A 13694-nucleotide genomic window follows, 5' to 3' on the forward strand; every position below is an offset into this window, starting at 1 on the left:
CAGCGGTTGCCACAGCACTCGGCCTGTCTGAGTCGCCCATCCTGCCAAAACTTGCGCGCGCAGGCACATCGTTTAGCAAACTGCTGCGTTACGAACGGATGCAGTGGGTGAGGCTGTTGGTCGGCCCTTCAGTTCGAGCAGTCCGACATGGAGACTGACTGCTCGTGCATTAGGACGCGCTGCTGTTGCTCATTTTCTCGCTGCTCAGTTCGATCCCTGAGTATCTTCAGGAAACCTTCGAGTTCGCCGTCATCCGACCTCAGCGCCATCAACTGACCTGATGCCCAGAATAAAGAACCGTCCTTTCGAATGTGCCATCTTTCGTCATCTGCATGGCCCTCGGCCAAATCCGCGGTCATCTCTCGCAGAGGTACCCCCGTCTCCCGGTCCGCCGGCGTAAAGATTACGCCGATGGGCTCGCCGATGACTTCGGCCTCGTCCCATCCGAGGATCCGGCGCACACCTTCATTCCATGTGGTCGCCTTGTGATCGAGATCGACGGAGATGATCGCATATTCGATGGCACTCTGGAGGATAGCTTCGAGAAAGCGTTCTCGGGCACGGCTGGAAGTGGAAAAAGGGTTCATGATCATGTTATACGCCTGATCCACCACGAGCTGATGACGTTCTCAACACTATACCGGACATCGCCCTATTGCCATCAAGGCCGTTCCCTCGAACGCGGTCTCCGCTCAGCTATCGGACATTCTGCAGATCATGCTGGCAAAGGTACCCTGCAGGGTGTCCGAATACCTGCGACATTCCGTGTAACGGAGGAACCATATCCTGCCGGTAGCGTTTTGCCGTGACACTCAAGATCCTGGAGGATAACATGAAAATACTGGTCATCTCTGCGGCGTCGCTGTTTCTGGCACTCGGCGGAGCGGCCGTCGCGCAGACGACGACGGTCGTCGTTCCCGGCGAGGTCAAAACCTACGTCATGAAACAGGAAACGCCATCCGTCACGTTTGACGGTGACGTCACGGTCGGTACGGCGCTTCCTGACACGGTCGAAATCCACACAATCCCCGATCAACCTGATTACGGTTATGTGGTTGTCAACAAAAAGCGCGTGCTCGTTAATCCGAAGACCCGCGCGGTAATTGAAGTCGTCCAATAGCATGAATGAATCGCGGGCCGGCTTCCATGGCCCGCGGTTCCTCCATCATTCCACCTTCCTCCTCATCACCATCTCTTCCACTCGGGGTGCAAGAGTTGAAACCAGACTTGCATCCACGCAGCCAGTCGCATCAGTTGAGGTCGAAACCGCGGCGTCTCGCTGGGGCAGTCCTGAAACGAAGGCACAACCTTATCGTCGAACTTCGCACTGTTCATTCGCAGTGATTCTTCACCGATTGATATGACCGACGCGGCACGAAGGTATCGCATCACACGGAGAATGTTCTCGCGAAGAAGCCGAACCACGAACTGCGGGTCGCTTCGCAATATCGGCAAAATGGTCACAAGCGACAAATAAGCTCGCCGAGTTTGTCGGAATTCCCAAAACGCGTATTTGCGAGTGGCGTCAATTGCACTTCCGATCACGTATCGGGGAGAACCGGGTTTGCGGCCAACGAACGCCTGACGACCTCCAAGGCACTTTTGCCCATTCGCAGGTGATTGTACGACATGCCGCCGGGATCCTTTCGATATCCCACCAGCCGTTCCGGAACGACTTCGATGAAGTAGCGAGCGGCCAGCTAGAGTTCGAAATCGAGGTCTTCGCAGCCTCCAATTCCGGCTGCTGCATACGAGCTATCAAACCCACCGATCTCAAGCGCAACGTCCCGACGGACGAGAAGCGCGCTTCCATTGCCTATATACTTAAGGTTCAGATGCCGGGCATAGATATACCCTCTTGCGACATCGGAACCCCCAGGGAGAATGATGTCGTCGTCCTCGTTAATGACGTAGTGCAGCGCGTAGACCGCAACCCATCGCGAGGACAAGCGCGTAAGAGCGTTCACCTGCTTTTCGATTTTCGTGGGGTGCCAGAGATCGTCAGCGTCTCTCCTGAAGGAGATCGAGCTCGATATCCTCATTCCACGGGGCGTGGAGGAAGGCGTACCGTACGGCTACGCTGTCTCCCGACAAGAAGCCAGGCAAAACCTTAGCGCGACCACAGCGCGGCTCAGGGCTGGCGAAAATGCTTGATCTTATGGCACGATACGACGACGGCACGTAGAACAACGTTTCAGCCAAGCTGACCACGACGGCTCATGATCCTTGGTGGTCAATCCGGGCAATCGCGGCGAACGTCTGCGCCAAAACCTCTCACGCCGTGTCCGAGCGTTCATATGGATCGAAGAGGTGCTCCGACCCCATATGGAATAGCTTGGTAGCCCTCTGCGCCAATTGCGGTCGTATGACTACCGCAAATGATTAAATTGCGGCAGCGTCCAATAAAGACTCGAGATTGCTGGGACAGCTCAAAAGAGCCGCCATGACGGACAGCTAGTCTCTGGCGGCCCACATGAAAAACGTCTCCCGTTGGTTTCCGGATCTGACCGCATCCAGGTAACGCGGCTTCCAAACATGACCAATGAACATCTCCATCGTCGTGGGCAATTTCGGACGATCCTCGTGCTCCCCATGGAACCTTACGATGCCATTGTTCAAAGCGTCGGCGCTCAGGGTGTCGTCGTGCCATTTCTCCGACGTTCCAAACCGCGCCAGAAATTCAGCTTCCACGTCTTTGCGGGTCGTCTCGATGTATCGGTACTCCACCGGCCTGCCGATCTCCCTGCCAATGATTACCGCCAGTTCGTTCATCGAGACATCTTGCGAGCCGACTTCGAGATAGACGCGGTGTCTGCCCCTCGGATTGGTCAGTTCCTTCGCCGCCAGCCAAGCGATGTCGTCGGTTGCCACCCAGGGCATCTTCAAATCAGGTTTGCAGAACCAGGCAATTCGACCGTATTTGGCAACCGGGGCCGTCCACGCCGACACGTCGTCCATGAACCAGCCGGCGCGCAAGTGGACCAGATCGATATTGAGGAGCTCGTTGAGTTTTTCGTCCAGATCGTTGAAGCACTCGAAATGACCCGTCTTCCCTTTCACGTCCGAACCCATGGCCGTCAGGCTTACGGCCAGTTTGACGGAGGACGTTTCGAGCGCATCGACAAAGCGCTGGGCAACGGCGGGGTAGTGTCCCGCGATGTTGTTCCAATCGGTCTTCACCATCAGGAAGGCAGCATCTGCGCCCTGGAAAAATTGGTCGAGGTCTCCCGCTCCTGTGTCAAAGCTTCCAAGGTATGGCTCTGCTCCAAGCTCGACCAGTGCGTCAAGCGCTGGGCCACCTCTCGACAGTGCTCTGACCTGGTGCCCGGCCTTCAGTAAGTTCCGAGTCAGCTTGGCGCCAATTCGTCCCGTGGCGCCGACGACAGAAATTCGCATGAAAGTCTCCATTCGGTTGTTGATTACCAAAGAGTAGACTATTGCGGTGCGTACGAATTTAGAGATAATGCCAAATGATCTCCAAATCGGGCCAATCCGCAAAACGCCGTTCCTGCTACGACGACATTGAGCCCGACCGGTCGGATCGTCCGGCCTTCGCCGTCCGTCTCGACTTCCGTGACTATGAGGCTGAAGTGCCCCAGCACCAGCACAAGGAAGGGCAGCTCATCTTGGCGCTGCACGGGGCCGTCACATGCAGAACGGAGAATGGCATCTGGATTGTCCCGCCGGACCGCGGGGTCTGGATACCCGGCGGCGTGCCCCACAGCAACCAGGTCACGTCCAACGCATGCCTGTCCTATTTGTTCGTTCAACCCGACGCTGCCAAGCTGCCTCAGGTGTGCTGCACGCTCTCTGTGTCGCCGATGCTCCGGGAGATGATCCTCCGACTGGCGGATGTACCGGTCAATTCTGCTCCAGACGACCATGTAGGCCGAATGGTGCGGGTCTTGCTGGATGAACTCGCGCAAATGCCGATACAGGGGCTGGAGTTACCCGCATCCAGCCATCCCAAAATCGCCGCGATCACCGCTGCACTGATGGCAGAGCCGAGCGACCGTCGCACCCTGGTCGATTGGGCGGCACACGTTGCCATGAGTGAGCGATCCCTGAAGCGGCTGATGGTCCAGGAAACGGGATTGACTTTCGGCCGATGGCGGCGGCAACTGCACTTGGTCATCGCGTTGCGCGAACTGGCCAGCGGCGCGACGGTCCAGAGGGTGTCCAGCGACTTGGGCTACGAGTCGCCGACGGCTTTCATCGTCATGTTCAAGAAGGCCTTAGGCAAAACACCCAGGCACTACTTTGCGAGCTGATTTGCCGAATGGCCAATTTCGGCAGCGCCGGTCGGCCTGCGGCACGTGCTGAGACCGCACGACTTAATTGCGATATCGAGACTACACCTCGGCGTTAACCGCCGAAGATCCTAGACCCCTCAGTGGCAATCAGCACTTGGTCACGGCCTCAATGAGGTTTACATATACCTCCTCTGCCTCAGCAGCGGAGCAATTGCCGCGTGTAACGGCGCCTGTCAGGGCGTCTCCTGCCGCAACCAATGCCTCGCATGCCAGTGCCAGCGATTCCAGCCGACCGCTTGAATGAGGTCGTAGAACTTCCACGAACATCTCGGCCACTGCGTCGACTAACCTCTGGTATACGCCCGCTCTTTCCTCGCTTCCTGCGAGCGCCGCGCCGACAGCATGAAATTCGTCACCTTGGTCGGTTCCGCAAGCTAGATAGGTTTTAGCCAAAGCCGAAACAGTCTCTTTCGCCGGTCGATTTTCCTGAGCCATAAGCGTGCGAAACGCGGTAATGCGTTCGGTGTCTATCCAACGATAGAGCTCAATCAAAAGACGCGTTCTGGTCTCGAAATGCTCGTAAGTCACAGGTTTGGAAACGCCGGCCCGCACTGCCAGGTGGCCTAATGTCAGCCGGTCAGCACCTTCCTCCCGGACGATCAGGCGGGCCGTCTCCAGCAGTTGCTGACGCCGCTCAGGCTTCGAAAGACGACCTGCGGTCCTGTTGTCGACGGCGGCTTTCGGTTTCTCCACTTGCATACCTACTTTTAGTAACCTACTATGAGTAGGTATCAGTAAAACATAGGTATCGCGATGTTACAAGCTTCTGGAAGTGTGCAAAACCCAATACTGATTATTGGCGGCGCCGGTGAGGTCGGGCGCTGGGCTACACGCTTCTTGCGTGTCCAACATCCTGATGTACCAATCCTCATTGGCGGTCGGGACGAACAACGCGCGGTACGAGCAGCAGCAGCTTTCGACGGCGCGTCTGCGGTGGTCGTGGACCTCACTGCCTCTGACTTGGGGCTAGGCGAGCAACGTGTCTCGGCGGTCGCAACGCTGTTTAGCGATGCAACGGGAGCAGCTCTCCGCTGGGCTCAGCAAAAGAGCGCGGGGCACATCAACATCTCACCAAGCATTAGCGAGCTGGGTCTGGAGGCTGCATCTTTCATGCAAAAGCCCGCTGCCGCGCCTGTCGTCCTTGGTACAGAGTGGCTCGTTGGTGCGACAAGCGTACCTTCGCTCTTGTTCGCCCAACAATTTGGTCGGTTGCATAACATTCACATCGAGGCCGTGCTCGACGAGCAAGATGCGTTCGGACCTGCAGCAAATGCTGATTTTGAGCGCCAGATGCATGCGGGTGCTGCTGCTCTTATGAGAACGGCTGGCGCATGGCGGTGGTGCCATGGGGACGAAACTAAGTCAAAGGTTCGCGCAATCGACGGCACTGCGTTGGACGCGAACGTGTTTTCGCCGAACGATATCCTGTTGTTGGCAAACGCAACCGGCGCGCCTGATATTCGGTTCGACTTGGCCATTGGAATGAGCTCCGCTCGCCGGAATGGCGGGCCGGTATCGACCGAAATCATCATAAACCTTTCGGGCCTGGATCACGCCGGGCAGCCGCTTCAGAAACGTCACGCGATCGTTCACCCCGGTGGTCAGATGCCGCTAACGGGTTTGGGTGTTGCGCTCGTTCTTGAACGCCTGGCTGGTCTCGCAGGCGAACCGCCTCGACCGGGCCTCTACTTCCCGGCCCAGCTCATCGACCATTCCACATACTTTGATCGGCTTGGCGCCTCAGGTGGAGAAGTCATGGAATTTGAACCGATCAAACACGCGCAACAAGATTCGGATCAAGCATAAATTGGAGCAAAAATGAATTGTCCTAATAAAGTATCAGCCGCCGCTGATCATCCCGTACACCATTCAGAAATTGAGGTTAACGGTGCCTCATTTCATGTCGTTCACCAAGGGCGTGGTCCAGTCGTGCTTTTCTTGCACGGTTTTCCAGACACGGTGGAAACGTGGCGTAGCCAGATGCAAGTTGTCGCAGAAAACGGGTACCGCGCGATCGCGCTCGACATGAGGGGTTTTGGCGACAGCTATTCCCCAACCTCAACCGCGTAACTTCGGCTCAATCAGCTAGTGCTCAATCCCAGTGACCGCATCTGTAGCGACATCGACGGTCTTCTCTCGGTACCGCACCTCCGATGTCGAGACCGTAGCGGCTGGAATGAGCAGGTGAAAACGTAAAGCTAAGCAAAAAATAAACTTGCTTGGTTGGGTGCATCTTTAACACGGCTCGGCTGTGAGATCGAGATGATGAACCCCTCGAATGAAGCCGCCGGCGTGAACATGCCGATGGTTGGCTCATCTTACGCCTTGAACGAGATCGAACTGCGACACCTTGTTCAATCCGGGTTGCGTGACCGACGAAACGGCCGCATCTTACCCGAAAAACGACCACGCACTGACCCGCGTCCGTGAACGAATAACCTTGCCACACACTTGCAATCGATCCCGGCTAAACGTGTTGCCTCGCGACGGAGTCAACGTTCAAACCACCCCTAGCGCGTGGCGGCCTATCGTCCCGCCGAGTCGGATAGGTCATTCGTCAGAATGCGTTCGAGCCGACTGCCTTTGCCAGCCTCTGGTGGAGCGCGCGCGCTGGAGAAGCCGAACGCGCTTGGGGACTGGCCGCGCTGACGTTGGAATTCGCACGCCGTCCTTCCGTCTCAACTTTGAAGCGGGAGATCAGCCGGGAAAGGGTAACGACTTCCTCTGCAAGTCGGCTAGTGCTTGCGGTCGCCTCCTCAACCATGGCAGCATTCTGCTGCGTGACTTGATCCATCTGGTTTACGGCGGTATTGACCTCGGAGAGACCAGTTGTCTGTTCTTTTGCCGCAGTCGCAATCGAGTGGACGTAATCGTTGATGTTCGTCACTTGGGTTTGAATCACGCTTAGCGCGTCGCCGGTTGCGGTCACAAGTTTCACTCCGGTCTGCACCTCAGTGCCTGAACGAGTAATCAGATCCTTGATGTCCTTTGCGGCACGAGCGGAGCGCTGCGCAAGTTCACGCACCTCTTGAGCGACGACGGCAAAGCCTTTGCCCGCGTCGCCGGCTCGAGCCGCCTCGACGCCGGCATTGAGGGCCAGCAGGTTGGTTTGAAACGCGATCTCATCGATGACATTGATGATTTGGCTGATCGCCCCGGAGGCCTGCTCGATGCGACCCATGGCAGCGATGGCATCCATGACCACCGCACTGGATTGATCCGTGCTTTTGAGCGCTTCGCCGACCATCTGGTGGGCTTCTGCCGCGCGTTCGGTTGAAGTTCTAACCGCCGATGTGATCTCCTCCAGACTTGCGGCGGTTTCCTCCAATGCCGCCGCCTGCTGTTCAGTACGTTTGGAAAGGTCGCCGGCCGCATTGCTGAGTTCGCCGGTCCCGGAATTGATGGTGTCGATGGCGGCCCGGACTTCGGCCATAACGTTCCTCAGTCCGTCCATCGTAATATTCACATCGCGCTTAAGCTCTCCGAATGCGCCCTGGAATTCGCCTCGCATCTCGTCGGTCAGGTCCCCCTGCGCCAATGCCGCGATTATACGTTGCGTCTCGCTGACGCCTTGGTGCACGGAAGCTGCAAGCTCGTTGACGCTCGCAGCGAAGCGATCGAGATCCGGATTATCATAGGACTTTTGAATTCGCTGCGTGAAATCACCAGCCACCGCCGCAGCGACAACTGTCGAGATGTTCGATGACAAATCCGCGCTCTTGGCCTGCAACGCGCTTTCCTGGGCGTTGAGGTGACGCATCCGAATGCCGTTCTGCTTGAACACCTCCACTGCGCCGGCCATATCGCCGATCTCGTCCGTTCGGCTCGCAAACGGCACGGCAGTTTCGAGGTCGCCGTGAGCAAGCTGTTTCATGCTTGCCGTCAACCGCCCGATCGGGCGGGCGATCGCCTTCGAACCATAAAGTGCTGACGCGATAAGCGTCGCCAGGACGAGAACTCCCATTCCAAGACAAATTCGCAGCGCCAAGCTAGATGCAGCTGACATCTGCAATCCCGCTTCGTCCGCTTTGCTTTTGGCCGCATTCACACACTCATCGAGCAGCGATCCGATCTGGTCGGCAATACTCAGGAGCTTACCTTGGGAAGCCGTTTCCTCTTTTGAGGCTTCAGGACTGGCAGCTCGGTCAAGTCTCGCGTCGATCGTGTTCGACAGACCTTGATATACAGTCATCCACTGACCTGTCAGCTCGATGACCTTGGCTATCCGGTCTTTGTTGGCCTGGAGCGTGACATGGGAGCTTGCGCTTTCCAGGTATTTGTTCACCGACTCATGTCGCTTGGCAACATAGTCGCGCGCTTTCGTCGCCTCGACCGATGTTTGCGCGAGGCGCAGTTCCAACATTCCCATCATCATGCCGCGCATCGATGCTTTCGCGTCGACCAGGTCCCGTGAAATGACCAGCTGCATCCGACCGAAATCGGAGTTCCTGCTGACCGAAGCGTCGCCAAGCCAGACCGCCGCCAGTAGGGCCAAAACCATGAGAACCCCGACTGTTGACATGGCGGTCAACTTGGCACTGATGCGGGTGAAAAGTTTTGATGGCATCATCACACTCCTGTCGCACGGGACTACCAGGCTCCCCGGCTGACGCGATTGGTCAACAAGCTGGACAAGCGTGCTCCAGCGGCAATTCATTCGGAACTCAAACACGTTTCGCACGCTCGGCGGCGAGGTGATTAATTATAATTATGACAGACTGCTTAAGTTTCCGTTGAGCCTCCGTAGGAATCGGTGTCTATCGAGACTAGCGGGCCCGACAGCAGTTTTACACCGAGGTCGACAAGGCGGGCCTGTTGCTCCGCCGTAAGTCCATGACCAGCGTCAGTTGACAGGAGCGTCAGGTCTTTGGTGTAGCTTCGGAGGAAAATCGTTTCGTCAAACGCCCTTGATCCCGATCCGATGACCGCGACCGCCTTGTCGGTGACCTCGTATCCGTCACAGACGGGGCAGTAACTTATCAGTCCCCTTGCGACCGCCTCGTCCGAAGGTATCGGCGGTCTACGATTGACGACGCCGGTCGCGACAAGCACCGTGCGTGCCGCTGTCCACCCCCGCTCGGTGACGATCGAATAGTGACCGCTCGTGCGCGACAGCTCAGTGACCCTGGCCCGGGCGATTTCGACGCCGTGCTTGGCGGCCTGCTCGCGCATCCTGGAAAGCAGGTCCTCGCCGCCGATGCCGTCGTGAAAACCCGCGTGATTGTGTGAAACCGGGATCGAAGCTGCCCGACTGAGGCCATCGTCGAATACGGTAACTGACAGATGCTACCGCGAGAGATAGATCGCCGCGGTCAGCCCTGTGGGGCCGCCTGCGATGATCCCGCAGTCACGCAGCTTCGTCTCTTGAAGCCTGCCCCATTTACAAGAGAACGGAGCGACCTGCATGCGGCCACTTCTCGACTGGTGAGCCTACCTGGTTTCGAAGCCTTGGGCGCGGGCAGCCTTGTCGTTCCGGGCTCCGCTAGCCGCCCGGCCCTTCAGCTTGCCGCTGACGCGGCAGATCAGATTTCCGGGCATCCGCGCCGATTGGCGAAGGTCATCCGATCCGGTCCACGGCGCGTCATCCCTTGGACGACGATGCTGCGCGGCGACATGCGGACGATCTGCGCCCTGCGAAGTCCTTCTCCGCGGGCGATGTCGAGCGCGTCGTTGGGATCGCAGCCGCGCGGACCGCGGCGGTCATATCGGTCGTAGCGATCACGGTCGCGATCGCGATCGTAGACACCGACGCCGCCGGGGCCGACCCGCAACTCCATATCCTGCGCGGCGGCGATCGTTGGCGAGATCGTCAATCCGGTCATGGCGGCCAGGCCGACCAGGATGAACTGAAGAGATTTATGCATGAGTTTCTCCCATTGTTTTGTGCTTTTTCGCAATACCAACCTCGCCATGCGGAGTTTGTTCCTCGGGTCGCCACAGAGCTGCTCAGTCAGGCCAGACATGGTTCTCCAACCATGCGACAGAAGCTGCAGATGGAGGTCGCATCGACCATCACCGATCTTGCCTCTCCGCCAAGCCCTGCGCACCCTGCCCTGTGGCGAGAAACGCGCCGATGATCTCGTTGTCGTCCTTAAGACCCGGCACAACCGGGTCGCTGGTGTCAAACTCCTCGAGTATGCGCCACACCACCCCGGCCGACGCGGCAAAGGGCACCTCATACCGGCGCAGGCGCTTGTCCGGAATTCGCGCCAGGTGTTCGGCATGGTGGAGAAGGGTCATCGTGTCGAGGGGGCTCCGACCATCAATACCTTGCCACCTGCCTCCACGAGTTTGCCGAGCGGAGACGCCTCTCCATAATTAGTCGAGCGGGTGGTTGGCAGTGAGCCAGTCGGCCTAAAGCGCCGATTGCCGCTGACGATGCCGACGGAGGTGAGACCCCCGGCGGGCACAATGAACATGAACGTGCTAAACGCGGTCGCCCAGTTCGAGCGCGGCTTGCTGATCGAGCGTACGCAATCGGGCCTCAAGCGCGCCAAGTCGGAAAAGAAAGCCCTCGGCCGCCCAAAAAGGCGGGTTCCTGCTCCCGGGGTCCATCCTGTTCCCAACAGTGTTCCGACGCCACCGATGCTGCGGAGGACGGGAGTGCTGGCGGGGACAAAATGCCAGAAGGCCTGTTGGTGATATCCCATCCACCGTCGCCAGCCCACCCTTGTCTGCGTTGCCGATAATAACTGACGGGGGCAGATCGGCAGCGGGCGACGGCGCGGAAGATATCGCGGCGGCAAAAACATGTCTGGATGCGATCCAGGGCAATATCCGGCCAAGGTCGACCACGCAGCCTTCATTCGCGCTGCCGAGGAAGCCGGAGTTCCGGTGGTTGCCACTGTCCACTGATCGGCCCCGGCGCAAAACCAAAAAGACCATGGCGGCACCGCGATGAGCCGGAGACACTCCCTTTTGCGCTCCAACGACGTTCGCGGCGTGATGCCACGAGACGACCAAAATGGCTGAAGCCGGTGACGGCACGCCAGCCTTGGAACTTCTAAGCCAAGCCAATGCATATCCCCGCGCCGGTAGCGACAGACCGACGCGCGGCCCAGCTTCAAGCAGTAAATATTTGCTTGCCGGTTTCGTTGTACAAATCGATCACGGCCGCGCGGCTAAGGGGCCGCGAGATCAGAAAACCTTGGAGGCTATCACATCCAAGCGCCACCAAAGCATCGCTCTGTTCATCCGTTTCCACACCTTCAGCCGTGGTCTTAAGACCCTTCGCCCGGGCCATATTGATCATCGCCTCGATCAGCGGCTTGCTCTCTCCCTGCATCGCATCGATGAACGACTTGTCAATCTTGATCCTGTCGACCACCAGCTTCTGCATTCTCGAGAAAGAGGAATATCCCGTTCCGAAGTCGTCGATCGCAATACCCACCCCCGCATTTCGGAGTATAGCAATGTTCCGGTCGCTTCGTCCTTCTTCACCAAAAGCCAAAGACTCGGTAATTTCTATCTCGAGTCTTTTTGGATCGATGTTCCATTTCGCCAATCTGGACAAGACACGAAGAGGATAACCGTCTGAACAGAGTTCCAATGCAGAGGCGTTAATCGCCATAGAGATTAAAGGAAGGTCTGCCATGACACTGCAGGCATCCTCGAGCACTTTGGCGCCGAGTTCGTGGATAAGGCCTATTTCCTCGGCAATGGGGATGAAGATGTCGGGAGCGATGAAGCCTTCTTCGGGATGCTTCCAACGAGCGAGCGCTTCCATAGACGACAGGCCCTTGTGCTCCGCAGAATATACCGGCTGATAAAAGGCCTCGATCTGAGATCTCGTCTCGAGCGCCAGCCGAAGGTCGTGTTCAAGCTTGCGACGCCTGCGCAGTAGCTCGTCCATATGCCCGCCGAAGATCGCAAAAGTGTTCCGACCCGCAGCCTTTGCGTGGTAGAGAGCTATATCGGCCTGACGGGTGAGTTCCGAGGGATCCGCACGGCCGGCGGCAACCGCAGCTCCGACACTTGCACCAATGACGATGTGGGCGCCATCTATCTCGAAAGGCTGCCGCAGACGCTGCACGATCTGTTGGCAAACGGCGGTGGCCACTTCACCGTCCGCTTCTTCGAGAAAGACGGTAAATTCGTCACCTCCGATGCGACCGATGAGCGCCGCGGGCATGATCTCATTCATGCGCTGGCCCACGAGCGAGATGACCCTGTCTCCAGTCGGGTGCCCGAAAGTATCGTTAACCGCTTTGAACCGGTCAAGGTCTATGAACAGCACGCAGTGGCTCTGGTTCTGCGAGGCCGCGCCGAGGCGGGCGGCGAGTTCGTTGCTGAAATGAGCGCGGTTTGAGAGGCCGGTCAGAGGATCGCGCGAGGCGAGATGCTGGAGTTCCTCACGATTTGAAGCGAGCCGAGTCGAACGTCTCCAGATCGCATGCCCGCACAGACTAGCCGCGACGAAAATGACAGCGGCTGCCAGGCCCACCGCCGGCAGGGTCGCTTTCATCACGCTCCCACCAGGCCGAAATGGGTGCCAGGTGAAGTAGCCGATCGCAGCGCCCGAACGAGCCGTTAGGGGAACGAATGAGTGCTCGGTGTCCTTCGGAGCATCGTCCTCGAACTTCATTTCAGAAAACTGGTAGTCCTTTCCGATGTCGGAAACGAAACTTTGATCGAGGAACCTCACAGCGACATGGAGATTTTGCTCGCCCGGCTGTTGCTCGACATCGCCGGTGTCAGAGACGATTGGCTTGACGCTGACAATCGCCGGTCGTCGCCCTACGTATGCGAGGTCGCTTTCGCCGATTGAGAGCACGCGGTCCGTGACCCCTTCGGTGTCGCTGGCAGCAAGTCGTCTCTGTAATGCCTCCGCCAGCGGCATGTAGGCGCCGCGCAGATCGTCCGACGACAACGCGTTATCCGAGGGCGCAATGAATTCATAAATCGGGGTCCGATCGGAGGAAAGTACGATTGCGGCGTCATGGCCGAAGTAAGTGTGCATCCAATCGCCGAGGTTCGATTTGAGCCATTCCTGATCCCGCGCACTGGTTTTTCGAACAGCATCGTCCCATACCGTCGCGCTTTCCTGATCATGAGCAACGCTTGCCTGCATCTTCGAGACGATCAGTCTAACCAGGTCCCGCTGGCGAGCCTCTGCCACCATATCGGTTTTTGCTGCGGCCCAGTGGAGGGTACCAAGAAGGACGCACCCTATGATTAATGACGCCGCTGCCGGGAGAAGCCACTTTAAAACCCACTGCGACCGCGCCTGCCGATTCATCTGCAATTCGTCCTTTTATGTGTGAACAGCGTAAAACGGGAACGTTAAAGCACGCGGAAGGGAATTGGTTAGCACTTCCTTCCGGGTCATCGTTCTGGCCAGCCGCCATTGACCAAGACGATCCCTGAAGGATTTGGATAAGG

At 57.9% G+C, this 13694-nt stretch carries 10 protein-coding genes and 5 pseudogenes; 6 read left to right on the forward strand and 9 right to left on the reverse strand.

Translation table 11 applies throughout. From position 1 onward, the window contains the following. Positions 1-161: 161 nt before the first annotated feature. Positions 162-593 (reverse strand): annotated as a pseudogene (locus FHX14_RS02835) (PAS domain S-box protein); the annotation flags it as partial. A 239-nt stretch (positions 594-832) separates the two neighbouring features. Here FHX14_RS02835 and FHX14_RS02840 point away from each other — a divergent pair. Continuing rightward, the gene (locus tag FHX14_RS02840; RefSeq protein WP_054184651.1) at positions 833-1120 is read left to right on the forward strand and encodes a DUF1236 domain-containing protein; all 288 of its coding nucleotides are present in this window, start codon (positions 833-835) and stop codon (positions 1118-1120) included. Positions 1121-1165: 45 nt separating this feature from the next. Here the strand turns inward: FHX14_RS02840 and FHX14_RS02845 are convergent. After that, positions 1166-2024, reverse strand: a pseudogene (locus FHX14_RS02845) (glycosyltransferase family 2 protein); the annotation flags it as partial. A gap of 430 nt (positions 2025-2454) precedes the next feature. After that, positions 2455-3396, reverse strand: a complete 942-nt coding sequence (locus FHX14_RS02850; RefSeq protein WP_184376049.1) for an NmrA family NAD(P)-binding protein — start codon at positions 3394-3396, stop codon at positions 2455-2457. Positions 3397-3470: 74 nt separating this feature from the next. Here FHX14_RS02850 and FHX14_RS02855 point away from each other — a divergent pair, with 74 nt between their 5' ends. Beyond that, entirely contained in the window at positions 3471-4271 is an 801-nt protein-coding gene (locus FHX14_RS02855; protein WP_184376051.1) for a helix-turn-helix transcriptional regulator, read from the forward strand. A 129-nt stretch (positions 4272-4400) separates the two neighbouring features. On the opposite strand, the gene FHX14_RS02860 is transcribed toward FHX14_RS02855, so the two are convergent. Next, positions 4401-5012, reverse strand: a complete 612-nt coding sequence (locus FHX14_RS02860; protein ID WP_184376053.1) for a TetR/AcrR family transcriptional regulator — start codon at positions 5010-5012, stop codon at positions 4401-4403. 54 nt (positions 5013-5066) lie between these two features. Between FHX14_RS02860 and FHX14_RS02865 the strand changes: the two genes are divergently transcribed. Next, complete coding sequence (locus FHX14_RS02865; protein WP_184376055.1) at positions 5067-6119, forward strand: NAD(P)-dependent oxidoreductase; 1053 nt, start codon at positions 5067-5069, stop codon at positions 6117-6119. Positions 6120-6131: 12 nt separating this feature from the next. After that, positions 6132-6383 (forward strand): alpha/beta fold hydrolase, encoded by a 252-nt coding sequence (locus FHX14_RS33350; RefSeq protein WP_281414159.1) that lies wholly within the window; start codon positions 6132-6134, stop codon positions 6381-6383. Positions 6384-6870: 487 nt separating this feature from the next. On the opposite strand, the gene FHX14_RS02875 is transcribed toward FHX14_RS33350, so the two are convergent. The 4 genes and pseudogenes from FHX14_RS02875 to FHX14_RS02890 all read right to left on the reverse strand — a co-directional run. Then, positions 6871-8880: a methyl-accepting chemotaxis protein gene (locus FHX14_RS02875; protein ID WP_184376057.1), complete on the reverse strand. Its 2010-nt coding sequence runs from the start codon at positions 8878-8880 to the stop codon at positions 6871-6873. A 155-nt stretch (positions 8881-9035) separates the two neighbouring features. Then, positions 9036-9485, reverse strand: a complete 450-nt coding sequence (locus tag FHX14_RS02880) for an NAD(P)/FAD-dependent oxidoreductase (protein WP_246713341.1) — start codon at positions 9483-9485, stop codon at positions 9036-9038. Positions 9486-9835: 350 nt separating this feature from the next. Then, a complete protein-coding gene (locus FHX14_RS02885; protein WP_184376059.1) occupies positions 9836-10177 on the reverse strand; it encodes a hypothetical protein in 342 nt (113 codons plus the stop codon). Positions 10178-10259: 82 nt separating this feature from the next. Then, positions 10260-10701, reverse strand: a pseudogene (locus tag FHX14_RS02890) (AAC(3) family N-acetyltransferase); the annotation flags it as partial. Between the two features lie 14 nt (positions 10702-10715). On the opposite strand from FHX14_RS02890, the pseudogene FHX14_RS02895 reads away from it, so the two are divergent. After that, positions 10716-10838: pseudogene (locus FHX14_RS02895) on the forward strand (recombinase family protein); the annotation flags it as partial. A 193-nt stretch (positions 10839-11031) separates the two neighbouring features. After that, positions 11032-11168: pseudogene (locus FHX14_RS32905) on the forward strand (DUF982 domain-containing protein); the annotation flags it as partial. Positions 11169-11376: 208 nt separating this feature from the next. Here FHX14_RS32905 and FHX14_RS02900 read toward each other — a convergent pair. Beyond that, on the reverse strand, positions 11377-13551 hold the full coding sequence (locus FHX14_RS02900; protein ID WP_184376061.1) for an EAL domain-containing protein: 2175 nt from the start codon (positions 13549-13551) through the stop codon (positions 11377-11379). Positions 13552-13694 lie beyond the last annotated feature (143 nt).

This window comes from Rhizobium sp. BK619 (genome assembly GCF_014195245.1).
In the GTDB taxonomy this organism is placed as follows: Bacteria; Pseudomonadota; Alphaproteobacteria; order Rhizobiales; family Rhizobiaceae; genus Rhizobium; species Rhizobium acidisoli.